This is a genomic window from Natronomonas amylolytica (genome assembly GCF_037031205.1).
Taxonomy (GTDB): Archaea; Halobacteriota; Halobacteria; order Halobacteriales; family Haloarculaceae; genus Natronomonas; species Natronomonas amylolytica.
On sequence record NZ_JAYEZM010000002.1, the window covers coordinates 204,276 to 230,663 of the forward strand.

A 26,388-nucleotide genomic window follows, 5' to 3' on the forward strand; every position below is an offset into this window, starting at 1 on the left:
GTCTGGCCGCGCCTTCGGTCATAAACCCGCGGTCAGGCGTAGCCGTCGGGGGTCTCGATGTCGCGCCCCCGGTGCGAGCCGATGCCCTGCAGGACCTCGATGGCCCGCATGAAGTCCTCGGAGGTAATCTGGCCGACGAAGCGGCCGTCCTCGACGACGAGCACGCGGTCGCTTTTCGACTCGCCGAGGGCCTGCATCGCCTCGAAGGCGTCGGCCTCGGGGGCGACGCTCGGCGGTGCGGGCCCCATCACGTCGGCGACGGTGGTCGAATCCCGTTTCGCGGGGGCGACGTTCCGGACCGTATTCAGCGTCACGAGGCCGGTGACGGTGCCCTTCTCCATCACGGGGTAGGCGACCGTCCGCTCGGTGACGACGCGGTCGAGGAACTCGGCGACGGTCGTCTCGGGGGTGACCGTCCGCACGTCCGTCGACATGAGGTCGCGGGCGGTCATGTCGGCCAGCAGGTCACGCATGACGGTCGCGCGGGATTCGGCGCCGGCGGCGACGTAGACGAACATCGCCACGAGCAACAGGATGGGCGCAAAGGCGAGGACGGCGAGGACGGCCAGCAGGATGGCCATCCCCTTGCCGACGGAGGCGGCGGTCCGTGTGGCCTCGGCGTAGGGTCGCGAGCGGGCCAGCAGCGCCCGGAGGACGCGGCCGCCGTCCATGGGAAACGCCGGCAGCATGTTGAAGACGGCGAGCGTGAGGTTGATGACCGCCAGCCAGCCGATGACGAAGACCAGGACGGGTTGGGCGGGGACGATGAACAGCAGGCCGTAGCAGGCGGCGGCGACGAGGAGGCTCATCGCGGGGCCGGCCAACGCGACGTAGAACTCGACGTTCCAGTCCTCCGGGAGGTCCTCCATGCGGGCCATCCCGCCGAATATCCACAGCGTGATGGAGGTGATGGTGATGTTGTAGCGCCGGGCCGTCCACGAGTGGCCGAGTTCGTGCAGCAGGACGCCGACGAACAGGCCGAGCGCCGCGGCGATACCGATGACGATCGGCGTGTTGCCGGTCTGCAACAGCGCGATGTCGACCTCGTGTGGCGAGATGCCCGCGACGAAGCCGGCGTAGGCGGCCAGCTGTGCCGGACGGCTGATGAGCCACGCGAGGACGGGCAGGAATATCAGGAACGTGATGTTGAGTCGGATGGGGATGCCGGTGATCGTGCCGACGTGGAAGTTACGCATTGGTGGGACGTATATTGAAAAGGGGCCGAAGCCGTGTAGTTATTCGTGCTCGTCGGCGCCGGGGGCGTTCCGCTTGACGCCGTCGACGGCGTCCTGTGCGGCGCTTCGGGAGGCGTAGCCCTCGCCGGAGTCGGCGATGATGTTCCCGTTGCGGTGGCGCAGCCGCCAGCGCCACTCCTCGCCCGCGTCCTCGTAGATTTCGAAGGCCGCCCGGCCGATGTCGAGGACGTCGGCGTCGGGGGCGTACTTCTGTATCCGCTCGATTGCATCTCTGGCGCCGGACCTGTCGTTGTAGCCCTCGCCGGAGTCGGCGATGATGTTTCCGTTGTCGTGGCGGAGTCGCCAGCGGTACTCCCCGCGGTTGTCCTCGTAGAGTTCGAAGGTTGCGCTCATGGGCTCTCCTCGATGTCCGCATCGCTCGCGTTGGTTCGGACGCTGTCGATGCCCTGTCGTGCCTTCTGTCGGCTGGCGTAGCCCTGCCCGGAGTCGGCGAGGATGTTGCCGTTCTCGTGGACGAGCCGCCAGCGCCACTTGCCGCCCCTGTCGCGGTAGACCTCGAAGCCGGCGGGGTCGATTTTGAGGTAGTCGCCCGCGGCCGCGTGGTCGCGGACGCCGTTCATGGCCCGCTTCGCGTTCGACTTGGAGGCGTAGCCCTCGCCGGAATCGGCGAGGATGTTGCCGTTGTCGTGAACCAGCCGCCAGCGGTACTCGCCGGCGTTGTCCTCGTAGAGTTCGAAGGCGGCCTGACTCTCGTACTCGATGGGCTCGGTTTCGACTGCCTCGACGGCCTCCTCGGGGTCGTCGGGTTCGATGAGGCGCACCTCGGCGCCCAGCGCGTTCCGCATCACGCTGTGCATCCCCTGCTGGCACTTCTGTCGGCTGGCGTACGCCTCGCCGGAGTCGGCGATGATGTTGCCGTTGTAGTGGCGGAGCCGCCAGCGGTGGCCGCCGGCCCGGTCCTCGAAGAGTTCGAAGCGGGCCTTCGACTGCCGGAGGGCTTCGAGTTCGGCCGCGCTCGCCTCGGCGGCCGCCCGCGCCTCCTCGTGTTCCTCGCGCGTGCTGGCGAGTTCTTCGCGGGTTTCGGCGGCTTCACGCTCCCGTTCCTCGCGGACCACGCGTTCGCTCTCCGGTTCGGTTTCGGCCCGCGAGAGCATCGGCACCAGCACCGCGCCCGCCGCGATGACGACCAACCCGAGGACGTAGAGGCCGATGACGCCGGTGTTGCCCGTCGCGAAGGTCCAGCCGGCCGGATAGACGGTCACGAACCACACGAGTGCGAGCAGACAGAGGGCCATACCCCCGTAGGTCAGATACGTCGCCAACCGTCGGAGCGGCAACCGAAGCGCGACGCCGCCGAGAATGAGCGGGATGCCGCCGGCCGCCAGTACGATGCCCGCCTGCCTGACCGTCCAGAACGTCGCCGGGTCGTTGACGGAGGGCCGCTGAGTCACGAGCATCGAACTGTAGAGGAACAGCGCGACGCCAACCACGCTGGCGAGGAAGCCGACCACGAACAGCCAGTAGCCGTACACCTCGTCGTCGGTACCGGGTTCGGTGATGCGCTCGCGGTAGAACCCCGTGAGCGCACCGTCGTTGCGCTGTTGTTTTGCCATACTACTAAACTTCTCTGGGATAAGACATAAAGGTTCCCACAGTTCAGAAAAACCGGGATGAAACTGAGCTATAGAGCTTGAAAACTGGCTTACGGCGGCCACCTCCTCTTAAAAGTAGATTGATATATTCTGTATATATGATAGGTGTTAGTATATGCCTAACCGCGTTGCAGCCGATACTATCGGTTTCGACGGGAGGGACCGGACGCTACGGAACGTTTGAACGAACCCGAAAACGGGGAACGAACGAAGGTCTACTTGCCGCGACGGCTGTCCGAGCGGAGGCTCGGGCGGGTGTGTTCGGTGCCCTTGCCGCGCTTCTGCTGGCCACGGCCGCGCTGGCCGGCGGAGGTGCGGCCACGGAAGGCCCGACCGCGCTGGCTGTCGTTGCAGATCCAGTTGAGGTCGTCGTCGTTCTGGATGGCGCCGTGTTCGGGGTCGAGCAGGATTACCTCGAACCACTTCTGGGAGCCGTCCTCACCGACCCAGTAGCTGTTGAGGACCCGCAGGTTGCGGAACTTCCGGGAGGAACGCTCCTCGGCGATGCGCTGGAGGTTCTTCCGGCGGGTAATCTTGTTGACACCCTGCCGCTTCGACCGGCGACCGGCCTTGAAGCGCTGTTTGCGAGCGGTACCTTTGCGGACCGACACCCGAGCGACGACGACGCCCTGCTTGGCCTTGTAGCCGAGCGAACGGGCCTTGTCGAGGCGGGTGGGGCGTTCGACGCGCTCGATGGCGCCCTGGTCGCGCCACTCCTGCTGGCGCTGCCACTGTAGTTCCGCGAGCTTTCCGTCCTTGGGCGTCTGCCACGCCTCTCGGATGTGCGAATAGAAGCTTCGTGCCATTGTGTTTCACCACGGGCGTTGCGTGGTTCAATCCCCGCCGCGGCGACGCCGCAACGGGAATCACATCCCGACCTGCGTAGACAGGTGCCCGCTGGTGCCCGTCGTCCAGCGAGTTGTCGATATTTCCCCACGACATCGGTTAAGGGCTTCGAAAGCCGTCGGTCCGGGCGCTCTCGCACCTATCGCCCAGCGACGGCGATGAACCCGAGCGACTCCCCCGACGCGACGTCAATCTCGACTCTCCGCAGTCGACCCACTCAGCCGTGACCACTTCGATTCTATATCGTAGAATCCAGTTTATAGTGGACTCGACACGGCTATCCTCGAACACACGAAAACACTCGCAAATGGCCGAAAAGACGCGTCTCAGGCGAAATTACGGGCTGTCTCGAATTCGTCTTCGACGAGCGCGCCCGCGAGGGCCGCGCGGTCGATTTCGGGGGTCTCGTGTGGATACTTTCGCTCGAAATAGCCGACGATGTTGTCGACGTCCCGTTCGAGCAGTTCCTCGCTGTTCTCGTGTTCGGTCGGCACCGACTGCGGCCAATCGAAGACGGTCACCCCCTCACTGGAGACGAAGACGTTGTACTCGCTCATGTCGGCGTGGACGTAGCCCTCCCGGTAGGCGGTCGCCATCTCCTCGAGAATCAGATCGAGGACGCCGACGACCTGCTCGGATTCCAGTTTCGCCTGCGAGAGTTCGACGCCGTCGAGTTTCTCCATCACCAGCGCGTGTCGGTTCTGGTCGACGGGCCGGGGAACCGACACCTCGGGATACAGCGTTTCGAGGGCCTCGTACTCCCGTTCGGCCGCCTTCCGGGCGGTGTAGAACCACGAGCGGTGTTCCTTGTCGGCGGTGTACTCCCGTTCCTTCTGGACCTCCCGGAAGTTGGTGTACCCCTCGCGGTGGTATTTCAGCGCCAGCGGCTGGAACGACCGGGCCTCGTAGACGTCGCTTTCCTTGCCCACGCCCAGGGGTGCGCCGACGCCGTCGATGGTGTCCCGCTCCGAGAAGGTCCGCAACGCGAGCGCGTCGTACCCTTCGAAGGTGAGTCGATAGCCGGTATACTGGATGGTCTTCCGTTCGACGAGTTCGCGGTCCATACAGCGGTCGATGCGGTAGGTGACCTCCTCCTCGTCGAGCCGGGAGAACTTGGGGAGTTTCCCCTCGCTGACCCACCGCGAAAACCGCATCCCGTGTTCGATGCCGGAGAGCAGATGGAAATCCCCCTCCTCCAACTCGGCCATCTGCGCAGCGACGTTCTGAACCATCTCAGCGGGTTCTAGCGTCCGAACCCTCAAAAGCACCTCGCGTCGGGGATGGGCAGGAATAAACTGTATATGACGATATAAAATTCGCTTCGTCAGCACACTCTCCCGAACTGCCGGAGCAAGCGAGAACGCGGAACTCAGCCCTGCTCGTGGTCGATTCCGAGCAGGTCGTCCGCGAGCGATTCGAGTTCTGCCCGGACGGCCAGCGCCGAAAGCCAGCGGTCGGGCAGCGCGTCGCCCCCGAATCGGGCGCCTGCGAGCGCGCCGGTCACCGCGGCGATGGTGTCGGTATCGCCACCCATCATCACGGCGTCGACGATCGCGTCCTCGGCACTCGTGGCCGTCAGGCCGTGATAGAGCCCGGCCTGCAGTGTCGTGACGACGTATCCGGAGTTCTGGAGGTCGATGCTATCTCCGCTGTCCCGGTAGGCGAGTACCTCGACCGCTGCGGCCTCGATTTCCGCCGGAAGGTCGTCGAGCGAATCGAGGGCAGCGTCCAGCGGCCGGTCGTTGCCGCCCAGCGTCTCGGCGAGAACGTCGTTGAACAGCACACAGCCCCACTGACACCGGGGGTCGGCGTGGGTAATCGCCGCCGACTCTCGACTGACCGCCCGGCGGCGGTCGGGATCGTCGCGGTAGGCCACGGCGTAGGGTGCACAGCGCATGAGGCTGCCGTTGCCAGCGTTGTTTCCTCGGGGCTGGCCTCCCATTCGTTGTGACCGGCCTCGTTCCACGGTTCACCGTTCTCGATGCGCCGGAGAGCGTTGCTGGTCATGATGCCGATGTCGAACGGCCCGGAGCGTTTCCACTCGACGAAGCGCTCGGCGATATCCGCCGGGTCGAACCCGCCGTTCTCGGCGAGGCTCCGGGCGATACGGAGGGCCATATCGGTGTCGTCGGTGACCGTCCCGGCGGGTTGGCCGTGGGTGCCGTCGGCCAGCATCTCGGTGACGCGGCCGTGTCGTCGCTCGATTGCGTCCGGCGAGGCGAACTCGACCGGCCGGCCGAGCGCGTCCCCGCAGGCGAGCCCCAGCAGTACCCCGCGTGCGCGTGTGTGGTTTCTCATCGTGGGGGGCCTTGCGGGCCGAGCGTCAAACTCCTGTTGCTGATTCGGGTCGATTTTACCGTTTTCAGAGGATAGGCCGCTTGGCTACCCCGTCTTGGACGCGTCTCCGATTTCTCGCCGCGATGGATTTGATATAGTGGTATATGATTTATATTGGATCCGCCGCGACTCACGGTTTTCACCGTATCTATCGCTCGGTTCGGCGTATCGGTGCCGGAACGGTGGTTTTTCGGGTGGTTCGACCTCGTACTGCAACCTCCTGAACGGGCGTTCGGCGACGAGACGGCTGGACCGCTCGCGACCCGGCGTACGAGCGAACGGTTTAGGAGGGTCGACACCCGAGAGGTGGTCGTGCGACTGGAGAACTCCTACATTCCCGTGGAGGGCGTCGGCGAGGCGACCGAGCGACAGCTCTGGGAGGCGGGCGCTCGGACGTGGGAGGCCTTCGAGCCCTCGCTGTGCGGGCCGACGACGGCCGACCGCATCGAATCGTTCATCGAGACCGCCCGGCCACGGCTCGATTCGGGCGATTCGGCCTTCTTCGACCGGCAACTGCCCTCCTCCGAGCAGTGGCGGCTCTACGAGGACTTCCGCGACGAGGCCTGCTTTTTCGACATCGAGACGACCGGCCTGAACCACACTCACGACGACGTGACCTGCGTGACGTTCCACCGGGGCGGCGACACCGAGACGCTCGTCCGCGGCGACGACCTCACCCGCGAGAACGTCCGCGAGTTGCTGGATGCGCCGCTTCTGGTGACGTTCAACGGCGCGCGCTTCGACGTGCCGTTCCTCGAGGAATCGTTCGACCTCTCAATCGACGCGCCGCATCTCGACCTGATGTACCCCTGCAAGCGGGCCGACCTCACGGGCGGGCTGAAGACCATCGAGACCGAGGTCGGCATCCAGCGGGACCGCCCGGACCTCTCCGGGAAGGACGCGGTACGCCTCTGGCGGGAGCACGAACGCGGCGTCGACGGGTCGCTCGAGACGCTCATCTCCTACAATCGCGAGGACACGGTCAACATGCAGACGGTCGCCGACCGGACCGTCGAACGGCTCGACGAGCGCCTCCTGCCGTAGCCGGCGGGTCTCGCGGTTCCCTTTTGCGCTCGGGCGCAATCGCTTTCCCTCCCGCTGTCCAAGCGCGGCTATGGACTGGCGGCTCATCCCCGAGGAGATGCACGACGGCCCGATGGCGATGGCCTTCGACGAGGTGGCCGCCGAAACCGTCGCGTCGGGCGGCCCCGCGACGGTTCGGCTCTATCGCTGGCTGCCGAGCACGCTCTCGCTGGGCTACGGCACCGACCCCGACGTCGTCGACTGGGACTTTTGCGAGGCCAACAACATCACCGTCACTCGCCGACCGACCGGCGGCGGCGCCATCTACCACGACACGACGGGCGACGTGGCCTACTCGATTATCGCACCGGCCGACGAGTACCCCGGCGACGTCACCGAGTGCTATCGGGAGTTCATGCAACCCATTCTGGGCGCATTCGACGCCTGCGACATCGACGTCTCCTTCGCCGATGCGGAACGCGAGGCCATCTGGTCGCCCGCCTGCTATCTCCGCGCCATCGACCCCGTCCACGACCTCACGGGCCCCGACGGCCGGAAAATCGCCGGCAACGCCCAGTACCGGACCCGCGATGCCATCGTCCAGCACGGGTCGCTGACCTTCGACGCCGACGCCGAGAAGCACCTCGGCTGTTTCGAGGACCCGCCGGTTACCACCGAGGAATTCGAGGCGCGGGTCTGCGGCGCCGTCGAGTCGGTCGACTACGAGGAGACGGTCGAGACTGGCCTCGGCGCCTTCGGTGGCTACGACCTCCAGCGCTCGCGACTCGTCGCCGAACTCGAAGACGCGCTGGCCGGGTGGGCCGGCGCCGAGACGGGCGAGTGGACCGACGCGGAACGCGAGCGCGCCAAGGAAATCTCGGGCGGGAAGTACCGCGCCGACGCGTGGGTCAGAGAGCGGACGGACCCGCTGGACTGAGGCGCGCCCCCGCTTCCGGGAAACTACTTTTTAGGTCTCGTATCGAGTTCGCGGTATGGCCGCCGTGTCGGACCTGAAGCGCCGGACGGGCGTCGGCGCTGGCGGAATCTTGCTGTACGTCGTCTGTGTCGCCGCCGGCGTGGCCGTCGCCGGGAGGTACGGACAGATCGACTGGACCGATGGGAACCCGCTGGTGTTCCTCGCCGGCCTGCTTTACGCGGTGGGTCTCCTCGGCGTCGTGTCGGCGGTTTCGAACTTCCCGCGTCACCTGCTCGTGGCCGTGGGCCGACGCCGCGGCGCGACCGACGGACTGACGGCCGTCACCGGAACCGTCGAGCCGACCGGCGGCACGCTGACCGCGCCACTACACGACGCGCCGGCCGTCTGCTATACGTATCGTATCCTCGACGAGACGGACGACGATGGGGACACGTCGGCCGACGAGCAGGACGACGAGCAAAACGATGACGAACTCGACGAAGCGAACTGGTCGCTCGCGACGATGGGCGAAAACGGCGTTCGGTTCACCGTCTACGCCGACGGCGGCACCGAACGCGTTCGGGTGGACCCGACAGCTGCCGCCTACCACATCGACGACCGGACCGAGGTCGTAGTCGAGACCGGCGAACACCCCTCCGGCGGGGCCGAGGCGCTCCGCCAAGAGGCCGACATCGCGCCCGCGCCCCGCGATTCCGGCCGGCGCTATCAGGAGGCGACGCTCGCGCCGGGCGAGGAGGCGTTCGTCCTCGGCCGCGCGAGGTCCGAGGGTGGCCTCCGCATCGCCGACGGCACCCCCTTCGTCGTCGCCGACGCCGACTACCCCTCACGGCTCCGGGGCCGCGTCACGGTCGGCTTCGTCGCCGGGGTTCCGGTGAGCGCGCTCGGGTTCGCCGCGATGCTGTTCGCCGCCGGGGCGCTGTAACCGCCGGCGGGCGGGGACGAATCCTTTTTGCGGGAACCGGCCACAGGCACGCCCATGACTTCGGTCCCCGACGGCGCGGAATCGGTCGCCATCGATGCCTGCCTGCGCGGTGGCCGGTATCTCCGCGCGGCCTTCCGTGACGGCCAGACGGACGCCGACCACTCCGCGACGGACGTGAAATCGAGCGCCGACGTCGAATCGGAGACGCGGATGCTTGAGGTCCTGACGGACGCCTTTCCCGACCACACCATCGACGCCGAGGAATCCGGCCGCCACGCTGGCGACGACCGGTATCGCTGGATCGTCGACCCGCTCGACGGGACGAACAACTTCGAGGCGGGTCTGCCCTCCTTCGCGGCGGCGGTCACCCTGTTGGTCGACGGCGAGGCGGAACTGGGCGTCGTCCACGTCCCGACCACCGACGAGCTGTACGTCGCCCGACGCGGTGACGGCCTCCGGTACGACGGCACGCCCGTCGACGGCACGGAGGCGTCGGCCCTGACCACCGAGTCGGCGACGGTGATGTCGGTCATCGGCCACGGCGTCAAGGCGGACGCGGCGGCCAGCGCCGTCTCGGAGACCATCAATCGCGGCATCGAGGACGCCTGCAAGCGGCGAATCGAAAGCTGGAGTCCGACCGTTCACTGGGGCCTGCTCGCCCGCGGGCGCATCGACGGGGCAGTCTGTTATCGCCCGGACGCCGAGGAGCAGGCCCTCGGCGAGTTATTCGTCGATGTCGTCGGCCACGAGACGGCCAGCGGCGAGGAGTGGTTCGTCGCGGCCCGAACAGACGCGCTGTGTGACCGCCTCGCCACGATAGCCGCCGACGCGGTTTGAAGGGCGACTCCGCTGGCGGCCGCCGAGGCGTGCCCACGAGATTCAAGTCACGGCCCCCGGTAGACGCCGCTAGTGTCCGTTACGTTCGACCTCTTCGGCACGCTCGTCGACGCCGAGATGCCCGCCGACCCCGCCGCGGCCGTCGCCCGCGAGTTGCGCGAGCGGGACGTGGCGGTCCCCGACGACTTCGGCGAGGCGTACCGCGAGGTCCACATCGACGCGCCGCCGGGGGCCGAGGTACCGCTTCCGGCACACGTCTCGGCGGCGCTCGCATCCCGAAACGTCGACGCGCCGAACAATGCCGCACGCCGGGCCGTCGTCGCGGCCTTCGACCCCGACGTCGAGCGCTGTCCCGGCGCCGAGGCGGCCATCGAGGTGGCGAGGGCGGCCGGCCCGGTCGGCGTCTGCTCGAACTGTAGCGTCCCCGAGTTGGTCCGCCGGACGCTGATCCGCGCGGACCTGAAGGGCGCCTTCGACGGCGTCGTCACGAGCGTCGGTTGCGGGTGGCGGAAGCCGGACCCCCGCGCGTTCGAGGCGGCCGCCCGACGCCTCGATGTTGAACCCTCCGAACTCGTCCACGTCGGCGACGACCCCGAAACCGACGGCGGCGTCCGTGAGGTGGGCGGCCGGTTCGTCGACGTGGCGGAGACGCCGCTGTCCGAGTTCGACCCGGAGGTGATGCAGTGAGCACGGCGGGGCTTGCTGTCGTTATCGCCGCCGCTCTCGCGCTGGCGCTCGACTGGACCATGCGAGAGCCGCCCGCGGAATACCATCCGGTGACGCTCTTCGGCCGGATAATCGAGTCCGTCGACCGGGAGTATCGCCGGCCGCGGCTCGCCGGCGCGCTGCTGGCGCTCCTCTTGCCGGCCGCGGCGGCGCTCGCCGTCTACGGTCTCCTGTGGGTGATGCCGCCCATCGTGACCGGTGTCGTCGCCGGCCTCCTGCTGTGGTCGATGTCGAGTTTCCGCCTCCTGCTCGATATCGTGGGTCGCGCCATCGAGGAAAGCGAGACGGATATCGAGTCGGCCCGCGAGGTGCTGCCGGCGCTGGTGGGGCGGGACGTCGGGGAGCTATCGTCCGACCTCGTCCGGAGCGCGGCGGTCGAAAGCGCCGCCGAGAACCTCTCGGACGGCCTCGTCGCGCCGCTTCTGGCGTTCGGGGCTTTGGCTGTGGTCTCCCTGCCGGCGGCGGGCGCCGCGGCGGCCTACGTCAAGGCGGTCAACACGATGGATTCGATGCTCGGCTACCCCGGCGCTTTCGGGTGGGGCAGCGCCCGCCTCGACGACCTCGTGATGTTCGTCCCCGCGCGGGTGACGGCGCTGCTGCTAGCGCTCGTCATGGGCGCGCCGGACGCGTGGTGGCGCGCCCGTCGCTACGCCCGCAAGACCGACTCGCCCAACGCCGGGTGGCCGATGGGGACGATGGCGGCGGCACTGAACGTCCGCCTCGAAAAGCGGGGCGTCTACACGCTCAACGAGGTGGCCGACTACCCCTCGGTCGCCGACGGCGACGACGCGCTGGTGGCGGTCACCCGCGTCGGACTCGTAAGTTACACGCTGGTCGCGCTCGTCGGCGTGATACGGTGGCTCTAACCGAACTCGTTCCGGCCGTCCGCGGCGGCATCGCCTTCCTCACGCGACTGCCCGTCGAGACCAGCGAGGACGACTGGCTTCGCTTTCAGGCGACGCCCGCGGTCTTCCCGCTCGTCGCCTACCTCATCGGCATCCTCGTCGCGATTCCGTTCCTCCTCATCGATGGCCACGCCGCGGCGTTCGTCTTCCTGCTCGCGCTCGTTGCCGTCGCCGGCATCAACCACATGGACGGCATCGCCGACCTCGGTGACGCCGCCGCGATTCACGACGCCGACGAGCGCCGCCGCGCGCTCAAGGACACGACGACGGGCGTCGGCGGCACGGTCGCCGTCGCGGTCGTCGTCGCCGGCCTCGCGCTGGCGGGCCTCGCGCTGGCGTCGATGCCCTATCAAGCGGCCGTCGCGCTGGTCGTCGCCAGCGAGGTCGGCGCGAAACTCGGCATGGCGACGGTGGCCTGTCTCGGCACCGCGAGCCACGAGGGCCTCGGTTCGGGGTTCACGCGCAACGCCGACCGGGCGCTCCTGCTCGGCCCGGCGCTGGTCGCCCTGCCGGCCGCCCTCCTGACGGGCTTTTCACCGGCCGCGCTCATCGCCGTCCTCGCGGGGCCGGCCGTCGCCGTCGCCCTCGTTCGGTGGGCCGACGACGCCCTCGGTGGCGTCAACGGCGACGTCTTCGGCGCGACGAACGAACTCGGCCGCGTCGTCGCGCTGCATGTGGGGGTGTTCGTATGGATGCGCTTCTGATGTGCGGCGGACAGGGGACCCGTCTTGACCGCGGCGAGAAACCGCTGTTCGAGGTCGGCGGCCGGCCGATGGTCGACCGCGTGCTGGCGGCGCTTCGGGAGAGTCGCATCGAGACGGTCCACGCCGTCACCTCGCCGCACGCTCCCGAGACGGCCGAGCATCTGGACGGGCGCGTTCCCCGCATCGAGACGGCCGGCGAGGGCTACGTCGAAGACTTAACCGCGGCACTGGAGGACGTCGAGTTGCCGGTCCTGACGGTCGTTGCCGACCTTCCGCTGTTGACCGGCGAGGTGGTCGACGAGGCACTCGACGCCCACGAAGCCGGTCCGCTGACCGTCTGTGTCCCCACGTCGCTGAAAGATGTCCTCGGCGTCAGCGCCGATACGACCCGCGCCCACGGCGGCCACGAACTCGCGCCGACGGGGCTCAACGTCGTCGGCGCCGACGACGGGGCCGACGAAACCCTCCACATCAGCTACGACGCCCGACTGGCGGTCAACGTCAATCGTCCCGCCGACGCCGCGGTTGCGGAGGTGCTCGCGGATGGACCCTGAGAGCGTCGCCGACGCCGAACGGGTTCCGCACGGCTCCAGCGACGACCCCGACGTGCTGGATTTGAGCGCGAACATCAACCCCCGCGTGCCAGAGGGCTCTCGGGCCGTCTACGAGGCGGCCTTCGACGACGCCCGGTCGTATCCCAACGACGGCTATCCCGACTTCCGCGATGCCGCCGCCGACTACGTCGGCTGTGACGCCGAGTCGGTCGTCCCGACGGCGGGCGGCCTCGCCGCGATTCGCCTCGCCATCGGCGTCGTCGTCTCGCCGGGCGACAGCGTCCTCGTCCCCTATCCATCCTTCGGCGAGTACGCCCGCGAGGTCGAACTGGCGGGTGGCAACCCCACACTCGTTCGCCACGACGAACTGCTGGATGCCGACCCCACGGACCACGCGATGGCCGTCGTCTGCGCGCCGAACAACCCGACCGGCGAGTTACCACCTGCGGACGAACTGGCCGCCTTCGCCGACCGGTGTGCGGCCTCGGGAACGGTCCTGCTCGCCGACGAGGCTTTCCTCGGCTTCACCGACCGCGCGTCGCTGGCCGGTCGCGAGGGGGTCGTCGCCGCCCGCTCGCTGACCAAACTGTTCGGCCTGCCCGGCCTTCGCGCTGGTTTTGCGGTCGCCTCCGGCGAACTGCTCGAACGCCTCCAGACCGCCCGCCGCGCGTGGTCGGTCGGCGGCCCCGCGGCCGCCGTCGGCGCCCACGCGATGCGGGATGCGGCCTTTATAAGCGAGACGCGCGAACGCGTCCGAGAGGAGCGCGCCTATCTCCGCGAAGGACTCGAAGCGCGGGGATTCGAGGTCTACCCCTCCGATGCGCCCTTCCTGCTCTGCAATATCGACGAGGACCCGTCGGACCTCCTTTCGGCCTGCCACGAGCGCGGGGTCGTGTTGCGCGATGCGACGACGTTCCGGGGCCTCGCATGCCACGTCAGAATCGCCGTCCGAGACCGCGAGGCGACCGACGAACTGTTCGAGGCGCTCGACGAGGTGTGGTGATGTTCGAGTACGAACGGACCGAGGACAGACTCACGCTTCGTCGGCCGGGGACACGGTGGCTCTCGAACGGCTTCGACGGCGGCTACCACGAGGCCGAGGCCGCCCACAACCTCACGGTGCCGGAGGGGTTCGACCGGACCGATCTCGGTACATACGCCGCCGAACGTCTCGGCGACCGGCCGCCGGGGCCAACCCTTTTAACGGGCGTCAGCCAGCGGCACGCCCGCGGCGCCCGCTGCGGCCCCGTCGAGGCGGTGGCGACGGTCGGCCTCTCGAATCCGGCGGTGCTGCCGGTCGAGGGCGACGCCGAAGCGGGTGCACACGAACCCACGGCCGACGGCTGGCGGCCGGGCACGGTCAACGTCTTCGTCGGCACGAGGCGGGCCCTCGACGACGGCGCCCTCGCCGGCCTGCTGGCGACCGCGGTCGAGGCCAAGACGGCGACGCTGCTGGCGGCGGCGGACATCCCGGGCACCACCAGCGACGCCGTCGTCGTCGGGTCGGACCCCGAGGGATCGCCGTCGACGTTCGCCGGCAGCGCGACCGAGGTCGGCGACGCCGCCCGCGCCTGCGTCCGGGACGCCGTGCTGGCGAGTCTCGATGCACGCTACGACGGTGACGACCCGCCGACGCCCGAGGCGGCCCGCTACGGGCTGACGACGACGCGGGAGCCGTCGGGCTTCGAGCCGTAGCTATCGTTCGACGGACCTGCCGGTCGGCCGCCTCTCAGACGTCCCACGTGATGCTCGTCCAGATTAGTAACTCGGGCCCCGATGTGGTGGGCTTTTACGCAATCCTTAATAGAACTATACACCTATTTTAATATATGAGCGTCGTCAGCGTCTCGATGCCGGAATCACTGCTGGAGCGCCTCGACGAGTTCGCCGAGGAACACGGCTACACCGGCCGCAGCGAGGTCGTCCGCGAGGCCTCCCGGAACCTCCTCAGCGAGTTCGAGGACAAGCAACTGGAGGGCCGCGAGTTGATGAGCACCGTCACCGTCGTCTTCGACCACGAGACTTCCAGCGCCGAAGAGCGGATGATGCAGGTGCGCCACGAACACGAGGACCTGGTCGTCTCGAACGTCCACAACCACGTCGGCGACCACTACTGCATGGAACTGTTCGTCCTCGAAGGCGAACTCGACGAGATATCGACCTTCGTCGGGAAGATCCGCGCGACCAGCGACGTGCTGTCGGTCGACTACTCGGTCATTCCGGTCGACGAAAGCGAGGTGCCGCTGACCGAATGACCCCGACCGACCCACAGCCACCGGGAAAGGGCCGCACGCCCGAAGCCCACGACATCGAACCCGCCGTGCCCGAGGAGTTCGGCCTCACGCAGGTCTGGTGGGGCGACGGCAAGGGCAAGACCACCGCCGCCCTCGGCATGGCCTTCCGCGCGGCGGGCCACGGCTACCGCGTCCACCTCCTCCAGTTCATGAAGGGCGGCGCCGACAGCGTCGAGGACGTCCGCGGCGAGTACAACGCCATCGCCGCCATGCCCGGCCTCACCTACGAGAACCTGGGCCACTACGGCTGGCACGCGATGAACGACGGCACCGAGGAACGCGACCACGCCGCCGAGGCACAGGCGGGCTTCGACCGGGCCCGGGAACTCGTCGACGCGGCCCGCGAGGCCGACCTCTCGACGCCCTTCCCGCTGGACGGCGACGCCGACGACGGGATGCACATGCTCGTGTTGGACGAGGTGCTCTACGCGGCCGACCGCGGTCTCGTCGCGCCCGAGGAGGTGGTCGACCTCGTCGAGGCGGCACCCGACGGCCTCGAACTCGTCCTTACCGGGAGCCACGAGCGCCCAGACTACCTCGTCGAGGCGGCGGACCTCGTCACGAACGTCAGCAAGGAGAAACACCCAATCGACGCCGGCCAGCGCGCCCGGAAGGGCACCGAATACTGACCGACTCGAGCGGTCGGAAAACGCCGGAAGACGGCCGTCTGACGGGCGGACGACACGGGCACAAGACACATTATACACCCCCTCCGAACGACGGATGGAGGATGGGTCGGCGCACGCTCCTTCCCCTCATGCGCCTTCCCCTCTCGTGTCGTGAACTGCCGAGCAGCGTGTCAAGCAGCGTGCCGAGCGTGACGACGCCCTGACTGCAACCACCTGAACAGGGACCGGTGCGGAGCTATTTATCGCTCCGAGACGACGTGCCTCCATGACCGAGGACTCGCTGTTTCCCGATGGCTTTCTGATTCCCATCTCCGGCCTGCTGGCGGTCGTCTTGGCGGTGCTTGCGGGTGCCAGCGCGCCCGCGGCGTTCGCGGGCGATATCGTCGGAATCGCCGGCGTCGTCGTCTTCGGCGGCGGCAGTATCGCCCTGATGGTCTTCCGCTACCGGCACGGCAAGCGACGGGAGGCGGCCGCCGAGGGCGGGGCCGGCCCCGACGAGGAGTAGCGGAACGCCCCTGACAGCTATGGTTGAGGCGACCGATAGTGACGTATGAACGTACGAGGACGGCTCTATCTGGCGGGGGCTATCGGCGCCTCGATATCCTACATCTTCAACGTGTTGGCCTTCACCGGCGAATTCGACGTGATTCGATGGAGCGTGTTCGTGGTGCTGTTCCTCCTCGTTTTCGTCGGCTTCGAGAAACTCATCGCGTGGACGGAACCGCCGGAATCCGACTGATGTACTCACGAACACATCTCTCGCCTGATTCGGTCGGAACGCGCTGAAAGCACGGGATGAAGCAGTCGGTAGAGTTCGTAGACCGATTCGACAGTATCGAGGGACTACCTATTACAAGGTCTCGGCCGCGTCAACGTGGTCTTTCGCCCCGCTCAGCACCGAGTGGAGGTCGTCTGGCACCTTCTCTAATTCGCGGAGGGTCTCCCCGTATCGCTTGTTTCCGTCCTCTGAATACGAGAAGCGACGATACAGATCCGTTACTGCGTCAAGCACGTCTCCTGTCGTCTCGTGGTGCTGGAGAAGGTAAATCACAGGCGTCATATCATCGTCTCTGAGGTCCCTCTCAACGTCGCGGATGTCTTTCAATAGAAGACGCCGCGCGCGGTACGTGCGGAGGTCGCGACGGAGTCGCTGTTCTGCTTCGACGTTCGGGTCGGTTACGATAGCGGCTATGTCTGCAAACGCATCGATATCGCGGGACCGGTATGCATAGATTTGTGTGGCTGCTTCGTGACGCCGATGTTCGTCTTCGGTATCCGCCATGGAGGCAAACAGCCGCTGTTCGACCAGGGGAATCTGGAACAGGGCAGTGAAGTAATCGCGCAACCGGTCGCGGATTTCGTTGCGTGCGTCTGGAGGGGAGTGTTCAGCGAGTAGAACTGCCGAAAACCCCGCGTTGACCGTAAGGCCGATTCTGGCTCGGGGAGAGAGATCTTGTGTGTCTATGATATCGTCGAGAACATTGATACTTGCATCGAGCCCCGTGAGTAGTCGCTTCAATGAATCTCCGAGTGGCCGGTCAAGCTCGTGAGCGTAGGCGCTACAGACCGGTACTGTCCGGAGCGATTTCCGTCCCGTCTCCCAGTCGTTGACGACACTGCGCAGATGCGTATGAATCTCTGCGGTCGTTTCGATCGGAAGTTCTTCTTGTAGTCGCTCTTCGCGACCCGCTACGTCCTCAGCAAGAGTAGCGTAAATCTGACCGATTTCATCTGAATTTACCAAATCCCCAACCACGCTGATGCGTACTGTTCGTTAATGTCGTATAGGTGTGGTTTTTGGGGAAATATTGGCGAGATAATTCGTTTGATCTGTACGACCGATTCATTAGCTGGATTCAATAACGTGGATGGGAACAAAACGCCGCTGGGCGACGCCACGACGCGCTGTTTATACGTCCAGCCCCACCGCGCCGAGGTCGATGTCGCCGACCAGTTCCGCGGCCCGCTCGTACGGTGAGTCCGGCCGCCCCTCCGTTTCGGGTCGAACGCGCCCCGCCGATTTATAAATCGCATCCACGAACGCCTCGCGAGCGACCCGGTTCTCGAAGAGGGCGTGGAGGTACGTGCCGAAGGCGTCGCCGACGGCGGCGCCGTCGTCGGCGAAGGGGCGTTCGGCCTCGCCGACCAGTCGGCTCTCGCCCATGTGTATCTCGTAGCCCGAAACGGGTCCCGTGGCACCCGAAAGCGGGCCACAGCCCGAGAGGTCGCGCTCGACGGCCTCGACGGTCTTGTCGGGCGAAAAGCGGGTCGCGATGGGCAGGAGGCCGACGCCGTCGACGGCCTCGGTGTCGCCCGTCGATTCCACGGCGGCGTTGGTCAGGCGCTCGCCGAGCAGTTGGTAGCCGCCACAGAGGCCGACGACGGGGCCCTCGAAGGCGCGTAGCTGTTTATAAAGGCCGGCGTCTCGTGCCGCGATGGCGTCGTCGACGGTGTTCTTGGTACCCGTCAGGAGGACAGCGTCGGCCGACTCCAGCGACGCGTCCAGCGGGACGAAGCGCACGCGGACGCCGGGGACGCGCGCCAGCGGTTCGACGTCGGTGACGTTCGAGGCCCGCGGGAACCGCGGGACGGCGACGGTGACGCTCCGGTCCTCGCTGACGCCGTCGTCGGCGCCCCACACGTCTGCCTCGCCGGCCGCCGGCAGGGAGACGCTGTCCTCCTCGGGGAGGCCGGGGTCGTCGTAGGGGAGGACGCCGAGGACGGGGACGCCGGTGCGGTCCTCGAAGCTATCGAGGCCGTCCCTCAGGAGGGCGCGGTCGCCGCGGAACTTCGTGATGACGGCGCCGGCGACCCGCTCGCGGACGTCATCGGGGAGGAGTTCGAGCGTGCCGACCAGCGAGGCGAAGACGCCGCCGCGTTCGATGTCGGCGACGAGGAGGATGTCGGCGCCTCCCGGCTCCGCCGCTCGGCCATTCCGGCGCGTCTCCGACGCGCCGCGGCCAGCAAACCGTGCCGTTTCCAGATTCGCCAAATCGCGGTGATGGAGGTTGATTTCGGCGATAGAGCCGGCGCCCTCGGCGATGACGACGTCGTGGTCGCGAGCCAGTCGGTCGTGGGCGGCCTCGGCGGCCTCGCGGGCGCGGTCCCAGTGTGTTTCGTAGTAGTCGCCCGCGGCGAAATGGCCGACCGCCTCGCCGTCGACGACGAGTTGAGATTCGCCCTCGCCGCGGGGTTTGAGGAGGACGGGATTGTGGTCGGTCGTCGCCGGGATTCCGGCCGCGCGGGCCTGCACGTACTGGGAGACGCCGATTTCGCCGAACCCGTCGCCGGTCGCCCGCGCGACTGCGCGGGCGTTGTTGGACATGTTCTGGGCCTTGAACGGCGCGACGTCGACGCCGCGGTCGGCGAGCAACCGACAGAGGCCGGCGGCGACCGTCGACTTGCCGACGTGGCTGGCCGTGCCGGCGACGAGCAGGGTTCGGGCGCGTGTCACGCCTGCTCACAGGGATGGGACTCAAATACCGCTTACGAGTCGCGAGCAACGCAACGACGCGCGGCCGAAACGTGCCTCAGAACGACTCGTCGGGCTGTTCGATGGCCGACGAAAGGCCCTCGCGTTCGGTCCGGCCGGCGAGGTGGTCCTGTTCGCCGTCGGACTCCCGCCGGTCGGTCCCCTGCTGTTCGTCGGTTACCGACTCGTCGCCGGTCACCTCGACGAACAGGGACTGTAACTCCTCGGCGCTCGTCTCGGATGCGTTCGTGCTCATCGGACCTTCCTCCACGTCGACAAACGAGGCGGACGATGAAGGGGGCTATGCCTAATCCTATTGGCATCCCCCGTGGTGGGTCCGTCGGCGGTTCGCCGAACGGCGGGGCGCGACGGGGAACGCGGGAGGAACGTTTATCCGAGTGACCTCCCGACATACGACCGATGGACGACGGGGGCGACGCCGAACTCGAAGCGTGGGTCGAAAATCAGGAGACCTTCGAACCGCCGGCGGAGTTCGTCGACGGCGCAAACGTCTCCGACCCCGATATCTACGACGCCTTCGAGACCAACTGGCCCGACTGCTGGGAACGGGCCGCCGAGTTGCTCGACTGGGACCGCCGCTGGGAGGCGGTGCTGGACGAATCGGACGCACCCCGCTACCGCTGGTTCGTCGACGGGAAACTCAACGCCGCCTACAACTGCATCGACCGACACGTCGAGGCCGGCCGGAAGAACCACGCCGCCCTCCGCTGGGTCGGCAAGCGCGGCGAGACCGAGACCTACACCTACGGGGACTTGCAACGGGAGACGGAGGCCTTCGCCGCCGCCCTCCGGGATTTGGGCGTCGGCGAGGACGACGTCGTCACTCTCTATCTCCCGATGATTCCGGAGTTGCCGGTCGCCATGTTGGCGTGTGCCCGCATCGGCGCGCCGCACTCGGTCGTCTTCGCGGGCTTTTCGGCGGACGCCCTCGCGACGCGGATGGACAACGCCGACTCCGAATATCTGGTCACCTGCGACGGCTACTACCGCCGCGGCGACGCCCTCAATCACAAGGGCAAGGCCGACCGCGCGGTCCGGCGGCTCGACCACGACGCCGAAACCGTGGTCGTCGACCGCCTCGGCGGCGGCCTCCCCCACTCGCTGTCCGACGACCAGCACGACTACGACACGCTCGTCGAGGACCACCGCAACGCCGAGGTCGCCCCGGTCGCCCGCGACAGCGAGGACGACCTCTTCGTGATGTACACCTCGGGGACGACGGGCGAACCGAAGGCCGTCCGCCACACGACGGGCGGCTACCTCTCCCACGTCGCCTGGACCAGCCACGCCGTCCTCGACATCAAGCCCTCCGACACCTACTGGTGTTCGGCCGACATCGGCTGGATTACCGGCCACTCCTACATCGTCTACGGCCCGCTCGCCTTGGGCGCGACGACGGTGATGTACGAGGGGACGCCGGACTACCCCGAGAAGGACCGCATCTGGGAACTCGTCGAGCGGTACGACGTGGACGTCTTTTATACTGCGCCCACGGCGGTCCGGGCGTTCATGAAGTGGGGCACCGACCATCCCAACGAACACGACCTATCGAGTCTGCGCCTGCTGGGGACGGTCGGCGAGCCCATCAACCCCCGTGCGTGGCGGTGGTACTACGACAACATCGGCGGCGGCGACTGCCCGGTCGTCGACACGTGGTGGCAGGCCGAAACCGGCGGGATGATGGTGACGACGCTGCCCGCCGTCTCGACGATGAAGCCCGGCTCTGCGGGCCCGCCGCTGCCCGGCATCGACGCGAAGGTCGTCGACGCCGACGGCGAGGAAGTAGAGCCCGGCGAAGCCGGCTATCTCGTCGTCGAGAAGCCGTGGCCCGGCATGCTGCGGGGGCTGGCCGGCGAGGACGACCGCTTCATTCCCGAATACTGGGCGACGTACTCGGACCCCGACGAGGACGAGTGGGTCTACTTCGCGGGCGACGGCGCGAAACTCGACGAGGACGGCTACATCACCCTGCTCGGCCGCGTGGACGACGTCATCAACGTGGGCGACCACCGCATCGGGACGATGGAGGTCGAATCGGCCATCGTCGGGTGCGAGGGCGTCGCCGAGGCCGCCGTCGTCGGGACGGCCGGCGAACTCATCGCCTACGTCAGCACCGAACGGGATAGCGCCGGCGATGCGGACCTCCGGCGGGCCGTCACCGAGGGCGTCGCCGAGGCCATCGGCGAGGTGGCCGTCCCCGACCACGTCGTCTTCACGCCTGAACTCCCGAAGACCCGCTCGGGCAAGATCATGCGCCGCCTGCTGGAGGACATCGCCACCGGCGCGGAGTTGGGCGACATCAGCGCTCTGCGGAACCCCGAAATCGTCGGCGAACTGCGGGCCCGCCTCGCCGGCGAGACCCGCTCGTACCTCGAACCCGAGGACTGATTTCGCTTCTCACGACAGAGGCGAAATTACGGTCGAATCGGCTGTTAGGTCGTTGCTGTTCCGTTCGTGGCCATCTACCGAATCCATCTCGATTAGTTACCGATTCGGCCTTCGATGGTCTCTTCGTCCAATCGGCCCGCGATAGGCGTCTCTCATCCCAAGGACTATGGTTTCGGAATGTAGATTGAATACGAAATGAGTGCGACGCTCGATGCGGCGGCCTACGAGCGGCTTCGGGACGCCGCCACGACTGGCCGGGAGCGCCTCGTCGTTCGGTTGGCCGGCGAAGCGGGCGTTCGGCCGGCCGAGCAGACCCGGCTTCGGCCCGGCGATATCGACAGACGGCGCTTCGAGGGCGCGGTCCACCACTTCCTTTCGGTCCGCGACGAGGATGACGCCCCGACTCGCCGGACCTACCTCGCGGCGGACCTCGCGCAGGCCATCGACGAGTACGCCGCGACGACCGGCACCGACCCCGACGGGCGGCTCATCGACGTGACGCCGCGGCGGGTCCAGATGCTCATCACCGAGGTGGCAACTCGGGCCGCCGAGACGACCGGAAACGGCCGCTTCGACGAGGTCTCCAGCGACGACCTGCGGCGCTATTTCGCACGCCGTCTGCTGACCGAAACCGACGTCGACCCGCGCGTCATCTGCGAGGTCGGCGGCTGGGACCGACTGGCCGCACTCGACCCCTACGTCGGCGAGGTCGAGGACGCCGACATCGCGGCGGCCTTCGCCGACGGCCACCGGCCGGCCATCGCCGCCGACGAGGGCCCCTCCTTCGACGACGCCGCCAGCGTCGTCGCCCTCGAACTCGACGCCGACGGCCGCGTGGTGGGGTGTTCGGGCGCGCTGGAGTCGTTACTGGGCCAATCGGCGGATTCCGTTCCCGGGACGCCCTTCGAACGGCTGTTCGCCGACGAGGCTCGCGAGCGCGCACGCCCGAAGGAACTGCTCGCGGCGGCCGGCCGCGAAGAGGTGACCGTCGAGGAGTGCTGGTTCCAGCGGGCCGACGGCTCGCGGGTCCGGCTCTCGACGCTCGTCGGCGCCTTGCGCGCGGAGGGTCGCCTCGACGGCTTCACCGTCATCGTCCGGCCGGCCGACGCCGACGGCTCCCTCGCGGCGGGAGCCTTCCAGCAGGCCGTCGAGGCCGCTGGCCAGCCCATCTGTCTGGCCTCGACGACCGGCGAAATCGAGTACGCCAACGCCGCCTTCGCGGAGTTGACCGGCTTTTCGCAGGGCGAGGCAGTCGGCCGGACCGCCGACGACCTGCTCAGCACCGGCGAGAACACCGCGGCCTTCTACGGGGAACTGGAGGAGACGGTACTGGACGGCGAGCCGTGGACCGGCCAACTGACAACCCGTCGCAAGAGCGGCGAGCGGGTCCACGTCCGCCAGACCGTCGCGCCGGTGATGGACGGCGACGAGGTGGCCTTCGTCGTCTGTATCGGCACCGACGTGACCGAGCGGGTCCGCCGCGAGCGCGCGCTGGCGCGACGGTGTGAGACGCTGGAGGGACTGGAGACGCTGGTCGCCGACATCAACGCCGCCGGCCGCCAACTCATCGACGCCTCGACGCGGGACGAAATCGAGGCCGCCGTCTGCGAGTCGCTGGCCGACAGCGAGGCCTACGTCGGTGCGTGGGTCGGCGGCACCGACCCCGGTGACCCGCGACTCCACCCCCGCGAGTGGGCGGGCCCCGAACGGGAGGACACCGACCCGGTCGCCGTCGAGACGCCCGCCGTCGAGACGGCACTCGAAACCGGGGAGCCACGGGTCACCGGCGGCGACTTCGCCCCCGACGTGGTCGGCCCCTTCGATTCGGAGGAGGTCGGCGGGGTGCGCGCGGCGGGCGTCGTTCCGCTGGCCTATGGCGAGACCACCTACGGTGCCCTGGTCGTCTTCACCGACCGGCCGACCGCCTTCGGCGACCGCGAGCGGACGCTGCTGTCGGACCTCGGCGCCCGTATCGGCCACGCCGTCACGGCCATCGAGCGCCGGAACCTCCTGCTTGCCGATACCGTCGTCGAACTGGAGTTCGGCTGTACCGACGACGGCGCCTTCATCGTCGGAGCGACCCGCCAGCACGGCTGTTCGTGTACGCTGGAGGCGGTCGTTCCCGTCTCCGAGACGTCGCTACTCTTCTACGTGACGCTGTCGGGTGCCCAACCCGACGCCTTCCTCGATACCACAATGGCCGCCGACGGCGTCGCCGACGCCCGCTACATCCGGGAGTACTCCGACCGCTCGCTTTTGGAGTTCACCGTCGAGGGCGACTCGCCGGCCCTGACGCTAACCGAACTCGGCGCGACCATCCGGTCGGCGGTCGTCGAGTCGGGCGAGGCGACCTATCGGGCCGAAATCGCCGGCGAGGACGACGTCCGGGCCGTCGTCGAGGGGCTGCAGGCCGAGTTCCCGGCGACGGACCTGCAGGCGAAACACGCCGTCGACCAGTCCGTCGAGACGGTCGCGGAGTTTCAGGATACGCTCGCGGAGACGCTCACCGACAAACAGCGGGCGGCCCTTAGGGCGGCCTACTTCGCGGGGTATTTCGACTGGCCGCGCGGGTCGACCGCCGAGGAGGTCGCCGACTCGATGGGCGTCTCCTCGCCGACCTTCCACAACCACCTCCGGAAGGCCGAGCGAAAACTGCTGGCGTCCTTCTTCGACCACACCCACGACCACCTCGGCGCCGAAGCGCCCGAACTCGGCTAAACATTTTAAATCGACGCCGCCCGCCGCCGATTCTGACCGATTCGAGAAGGACACAACCCGCCGTTCGAATTCCGAATGAACGTTCATCCGGGACTCGATAGGCGGTTCGAGGGGCCGATTCGCGCCGGTTTCGCGACCGCGCCCGCGAACCAGTTTGTCATGCTTAGATTCCCCGCTTATTAGTACCCGTTACGGTTCAACGGATGGAATGTCAGACCCGGAGGAATCCCAACTGGAGGCACGGCTCGCCGAACAGGAGGTATTCGAACCACCGGAATCGTTCGTCGAGCAGGCCAACGTATCCGATCCCGACATCTACGACGAGTTCGAGGAGAACTGGCCGGAGTGTTGGGAGCGGGCGGCCGACCTGCTCGATTGGGAAACCGACTACGACGAGGTACTGGTCGACGACGACGAACCCTTCTACGAGTGGTTCACCGGCGGCGAACTGAACGCCTCGGCGAACTGTCTCGACCGGCATCTCGATTCCCGCGGCGACGAACTCGCCATCCAGTGGGAGGGTGAACTCGGCGAGACCCGCGAGTTCACCTACGAGGAACTCCACCGGGAGGTAAACGAGTTCGCCGCGGCGCTTCGGGACCTCGGCGTCGAGGAGGACGACGTCGTCACGATGTACATGCCGATGATTCCCGAGTTGCCCATCGCGATGCTGGCGTGTGCCCGCATCGGCGCACCGCACTCGGTCGTCTTCGCGGGCTTTTCGGCGGACGCCCTCGCGACGCGGATGAACTCCGCCGACTCGGAGTATCTGGTCACCTGCGACGGCTACTACCGCCGCGGTGACGCCTTGGACCACCTCGACAAGGCCAACGAGGGCCTCTCCGGGGTCGACCACGAGACGACGACGGTCGTCGTCGACCGTCTCGGCGACGAGCAGGAACACGAACTCGACGAGAATCAGGTCGACTACGACGACCTCGTGGCCGACCACGCGGGCGCGGAGGTCGAGCCGGTCGTCCGCGACGCCGAGGACATGCTGTTCCTGATGTACACCTCGGGGACGACGGGCAAGCCGAAGGGGGTCAAACACACCACCGGCGGCTATCTCTCGTACGTCTCGTGGACGAGTCAGGCCGTCCTCGACGTCAAGCCGGACGACACCTACTGGTGTGCGGCCGACATCGGCTGGATTACCGGCCACTCCTACATCGTCTACGGGCCGCTGGCGCTGGGGACCACCTCGGTCATGTACGAGGGGACGCCGGACTACCCCGACAAGGACCGGATGTGGGACATCGTCGAGAGCTACGACGTCAACCAGCTCTACACCGCGCCCACCGCGATTCGGGCGTTCATGAAGTGGGGCAGCCAGTACCCCGAACAGCACGACCTATCGAGTCTGCGCCTGCTGGGGACGGTCGGCGAACCCATCAACCCGAAGGCGTGGAAGTGGTACTACAAGCACATCGGCGACGAGGAGTGTCCGGTCGTCGACACGTGGTGGCAGACCGAGACGGGCGGCATGATGATTACGACCCTGCCGGGCGTCGGGACGATGAAGCCCGGCTCTGCGGGCCCGCCGCTGCCCGGCATCGACGCACAGGTCGTCGACGGCGAGGGCAACGAAGTCGAACCGGGCGAAGCCGGCTACGTGACGGTCAACAAGCCGTGGCCCGGCATGCTCCGGACGCTCTACAAGAACGACGAGCGGTTCATCGACGAGTACTGGGACGCCTACTCGGACCCCGAGGCCGACGAGTGGGTCTACTTCCCCGAGGACGGCGCGAAAATCGACGACGACGGCTACATCACCATCCTCGGCCGGGTCGACGACGTCATCAACGTCTCGGGCCACCGCCTCGGGACGATGGAAATCGAGTCGGCGGTCGTCGGCGTCGAGGGCGTCGCCGAGGCCGCGGCGGTCGGCGGCGACCACGAGATGAAAGGCGAGGCCGTCTACGCCTACGTCATCCTCGAGGACGGCTACGAGGAAGGCGAGGAGATGCGGCAGCGGATAATCGAGGGCGTCGAGGACGCCATCGGACCCATCGCCCGGCCCGAGCAGGTCATCTTCACACCTGAACTCCCGAAGACTCGGTCCGGGAAAATCATGCGGCGGCTGCTGGTCGACATCGCAAACGGCGAGGAGCTGGGTAACACCAGCACGCTGCGGAACCCCGAAATCGTCGACGACATCGAGAAGAAGGTCAAGGAGGACTGAGGGAGCAACTCCCTTTTTCGAGCGACCACCGACGAACACAGCATA

Annotated in this window: 23 protein-coding genes and 2 pseudogenes; 17 read left to right on the plus strand and 8 right to left on the minus strand. The window is 67.5% G+C overall.

The genetic code is table 11. The annotated features are described in order from the left end of the window. Positions 1–32: 32 nt before the first annotated feature. From U5914_RS04030 to U5914_RS16850, 5 genes and pseudogenes are all read right to left on the minus strand, one after another. Entirely contained in the window at positions 33–1,196 is a 1,164-nt protein-coding gene (locus U5914_RS04030; protein ID WP_336134350.1) for a site-2 protease family protein, read from the minus strand. A gap of 39 nt (positions 1,197–1,235) precedes the next feature. Continuing rightward, positions 1,236–2,809 (minus strand): annotated as a pseudogene (locus U5914_RS04040) (HVO_2922 family protein). Between the two features lie 254 nt (positions 2,810–3,063). Then, positions 3,064–3,654 carry a 50S ribosomal protein L15e gene (locus U5914_RS04045; protein WP_336134354.1) on the minus strand — a complete coding sequence of 197 codons (591 nt, stop codon included), beginning with the start codon at positions 3,652–3,654 and terminating at the stop codon, positions 3,064–3,066. A 366-nt stretch (positions 3,655–4,020) separates the two neighbouring features. Continuing rightward, positions 4,021–4,926, minus strand: coding sequence for a serine/threonine-protein kinase RIO2 (locus U5914_RS04050; RefSeq protein ID WP_336134355.1), 906 nt, complete (start codon positions 4,924–4,926; stop codon positions 4,021–4,023). 137 nt (positions 4,927–5,063) lie between these two features. Then, positions 5,064–5,992 (minus strand): annotated as a pseudogene (locus U5914_RS16850) (ADP-ribosylglycohydrolase family protein). 351 nt (positions 5,993–6,343) lie between these two features. Here U5914_RS16850 and U5914_RS04065 point away from each other — a divergent pair. The 14 genes from U5914_RS04065 to U5914_RS04130 all read left to right on the plus strand — a co-directional run bounded on the left by U5914_RS04065 (position 6,344) and on the right by U5914_RS04130 (position 16,301). After that, positions 6,344–7,075, plus strand: coding sequence for a ribonuclease H-like domain-containing protein (locus U5914_RS04065; protein WP_336134359.1), 732 nt, complete (start codon positions 6,344–6,346; stop codon positions 7,073–7,075). Positions 7,076–7,145: 70 nt separating this feature from the next. Further along, entirely contained in the window at positions 7,146–7,991 is an 846-nt protein-coding gene (locus U5914_RS04070) for a lipoate--protein ligase family protein (protein ID WP_336134361.1), read from the plus strand. A gap of 55 nt (positions 7,992–8,046) precedes the next feature. Beyond that, positions 8,047–8,913 carry a GIDE domain-containing protein gene (locus U5914_RS04075; RefSeq protein WP_336134362.1) on the plus strand — a complete coding sequence of 289 codons (867 nt, stop codon included), beginning with the start codon at positions 8,047–8,049 and terminating at the stop codon, positions 8,911–8,913. Positions 8,914–8,967: 54 nt separating this feature from the next. Beyond that, positions 8,968–9,750 (plus strand): inositol monophosphatase family protein, encoded by a 783-nt coding sequence (locus U5914_RS04080; RefSeq protein WP_336134364.1) that lies wholly within the window; start codon positions 8,968–8,970, stop codon positions 9,748–9,750. 72 nt (positions 9,751–9,822) lie between these two features. After that, positions 9,823–10,437, plus strand: coding sequence for an HAD family hydrolase (locus U5914_RS04085; RefSeq protein WP_336134366.1), 615 nt, complete (start codon positions 9,823–9,825; stop codon positions 10,435–10,437). Next, positions 10,434–11,342, plus strand: a complete 909-nt coding sequence (gene cbiB, locus U5914_RS04090) for an adenosylcobinamide-phosphate synthase CbiB (protein ID WP_336134367.1) — start codon at positions 10,434–10,436, stop codon at positions 11,340–11,342. Before U5914_RS04085 ends, cbiB begins: the two co-directional genes overlap by 4 nt. Next, positions 11,333–12,085, plus strand: coding sequence for an adenosylcobinamide-GDP ribazoletransferase (gene cobS / locus U5914_RS04095; protein ID WP_336134368.1), 753 nt, complete (start codon positions 11,333–11,335; stop codon positions 12,083–12,085). The genes cbiB and cobS overlap by 10 nt, the downstream gene beginning before the upstream one ends. Next, the gene (locus U5914_RS04100; RefSeq protein WP_336134635.1) at positions 12,085–12,639 is read left to right on the plus strand and encodes an NTP transferase domain-containing protein; all 555 of its coding nucleotides are present in this window, start codon (positions 12,085–12,087) and stop codon (positions 12,637–12,639) included. Before cobS ends, U5914_RS04100 begins: the two co-directional genes overlap by 1 nt. Next, positions 12,629–13,642 (plus strand): threonine-phosphate decarboxylase CobD, encoded by a 1,014-nt coding sequence (cobD, locus tag U5914_RS04105; RefSeq protein WP_336134369.1) that lies wholly within the window; start codon positions 12,629–12,631, stop codon positions 13,640–13,642. The genes U5914_RS04100 and cobD overlap by 11 nt, the downstream gene beginning before the upstream one ends. Then, positions 13,642–14,334, plus strand: coding sequence for an adenosylcobinamide amidohydrolase (locus U5914_RS04110; protein ID WP_336134370.1), 693 nt, complete (start codon positions 13,642–13,644; stop codon positions 14,332–14,334). Before cobD ends, U5914_RS04110 begins: the two co-directional genes overlap by 1 nt. A gap of 134 nt (positions 14,335–14,468) precedes the next feature. Further along, a complete protein-coding gene (nikR, locus tag U5914_RS04115; protein WP_336134372.1) occupies positions 14,469–14,894 on the plus strand; it encodes a nickel-responsive transcriptional regulator NikR in 426 nt (141 codons plus the stop codon). Beyond that, complete coding sequence (locus U5914_RS04120; RefSeq protein ID WP_336134374.1) at positions 14,891–15,562, plus strand: cob(I)yrinic acid a,c-diamide adenosyltransferase; 672 nt, start codon at positions 14,891–14,893, stop codon at positions 15,560–15,562. Before nikR ends, U5914_RS04120 begins: the two co-directional genes overlap by 4 nt. A gap of 265 nt (positions 15,563–15,827) precedes the next feature. After that, entirely contained in the window at positions 15,828–16,067 is a 240-nt protein-coding gene (locus U5914_RS04125) for a hypothetical protein (protein WP_336134376.1), read from the plus strand. 45 nt (positions 16,068–16,112) lie between these two features. Beyond that, complete coding sequence (locus U5914_RS04130) at positions 16,113–16,301, plus strand: hypothetical protein (RefSeq protein WP_336134378.1); 189 nt, start codon at positions 16,113–16,115, stop codon at positions 16,299–16,301. Positions 16,302–16,412: 111 nt separating this feature from the next. On the opposite strand, the gene U5914_RS04135 is transcribed toward U5914_RS04130, so the two are convergent. From U5914_RS04135 to U5914_RS04145, 3 genes are all read right to left on the minus strand, one after another. Then, a complete protein-coding gene (locus tag U5914_RS04135) occupies positions 16,413–17,318 on the minus strand; it encodes a hypothetical protein (protein ID WP_336134380.1) in 906 nt (301 codons plus the stop codon). 153 nt (positions 17,319–17,471) lie between these two features. Continuing rightward, a complete protein-coding gene (locus tag U5914_RS04140; RefSeq protein ID WP_336134382.1) occupies positions 17,472–19,016 on the minus strand; it encodes a cobyric acid synthase in 1,545 nt (514 codons plus the stop codon). Between the two features lie 76 nt (positions 19,017–19,092). Further along, positions 19,093–19,290: a hypothetical protein gene (locus tag U5914_RS04145; RefSeq protein WP_336134384.1), complete on the minus strand. Its 198-nt coding sequence runs from the start codon at positions 19,288–19,290 to the stop codon at positions 19,093–19,095. Between the two features lie 164 nt (positions 19,291–19,454). Here U5914_RS04145 and acs (U5914_RS04150) point away from each other — a divergent pair, with 164 nt between their 5' ends. The 3 genes from acs (U5914_RS04150) (at position 19,455) to acs (U5914_RS04160) (ending at position 26,343) form a co-directional block, all read left to right on the plus strand. After that, positions 19,455–21,443, plus strand: coding sequence for an acetate--CoA ligase (gene acs, locus U5914_RS04150; RefSeq protein WP_336134385.1), 1,989 nt, complete (start codon positions 19,455–19,457; stop codon positions 21,441–21,443). Between the two features lie 195 nt (positions 21,444–21,638). Then, complete coding sequence (locus U5914_RS04155) at positions 21,639–24,161, plus strand: bacterio-opsin activator domain-containing protein (protein ID WP_336134386.1); 2,523 nt, start codon at positions 21,639–21,641, stop codon at positions 24,159–24,161. A 208-nt stretch (positions 24,162–24,369) separates the two neighbouring features. After that, complete coding sequence (acs, locus tag U5914_RS04160; protein ID WP_336134388.1) at positions 24,370–26,343, plus strand: acetate--CoA ligase; 1,974 nt, start codon at positions 24,370–24,372, stop codon at positions 26,341–26,343. The last annotated feature ends 45 nt before the right edge of the window (positions 26,344–26,388 follow it).

Coding starts and splice junctions, on each gene's coding strand:
- U5914_RS04030 (WP_336134350.1), bottom strand. CDS start 1,196: ATGCGTAACTTCCACGTCGGCACGATCACCGGCATCCCCATCCGACTC.
- U5914_RS04045 (WP_336134354.1), bottom strand. CDS start 3,654: ATGGCACGAAGCTTCTATTCGCACATCCGAGAGGCGTGGCAGACGCCC.
- U5914_RS04050 (WP_336134355.1), bottom strand. CDS start 4,926: ATGGTTCAGAACGTCGCTGCGCAGATGGCCGAGTTGGAGGAGGGGGAT.
- U5914_RS04070 (WP_336134361.1), top strand. CDS start 7,146: ATGGACTGGCGGCTCATCCCCGAGGAGATGCACGACGGCCCGATGGCG.
- U5914_RS04075 (WP_336134362.1), top strand. CDS start 8,047: ATGGCCGCCGTGTCGGACCTGAAGCGCCGGACGGGCGTCGGCGCTGGC.
- U5914_RS04080 (WP_336134364.1), top strand. CDS start 8,968: ATGACTTCGGTCCCCGACGGCGCGGAATCGGTCGCCATCGATGCCTGC.
- U5914_RS04100 (WP_336134635.1), top strand. CDS start 12,085: ATGTGCGGCGGACAGGGGACCCGTCTTGACCGCGGCGAGAAACCGCTG.
- cobD (WP_336134369.1), top strand. CDS start 12,629: ATGGACCCTGAGAGCGTCGCCGACGCCGAACGGGTTCCGCACGGCTCC.
- U5914_RS04110 (WP_336134370.1), top strand. CDS start 13,642: ATGTTCGAGTACGAACGGACCGAGGACAGACTCACGCTTCGTCGGCCG.
- nikR (WP_336134372.1), top strand. CDS start 14,469: ATGAGCGTCGTCAGCGTCTCGATGCCGGAATCACTGCTGGAGCGCCTC.
- U5914_RS04120 (WP_336134374.1), top strand. CDS start 14,891: ATGACCCCGACCGACCCACAGCCACCGGGAAAGGGCCGCACGCCCGAA.
- U5914_RS04125 (WP_336134376.1), top strand. CDS start 15,828: ATGACCGAGGACTCGCTGTTTCCCGATGGCTTTCTGATTCCCATCTCC.
- U5914_RS04130 (WP_336134378.1), top strand. CDS start 16,113: ATGAACGTACGAGGACGGCTCTATCTGGCGGGGGCTATCGGCGCCTCG.
- U5914_RS04145 (WP_336134384.1), bottom strand. CDS start 19,290: ATGAGCACGAACGCATCCGAGACGAGCGCCGAGGAGTTACAGTCCCTG.
- acs (WP_336134385.1), top strand. CDS start 19,455: ATGGACGACGGGGGCGACGCCGAACTCGAAGCGTGGGTCGAAAATCAG.
- U5914_RS04155 (WP_336134386.1), top strand. CDS start 21,639: ATGAGTGCGACGCTCGATGCGGCGGCCTACGAGCGGCTTCGGGACGCC.
- acs (WP_336134388.1), top strand. CDS start 24,370: ATGTCAGACCCGGAGGAATCCCAACTGGAGGCACGGCTCGCCGAACAG.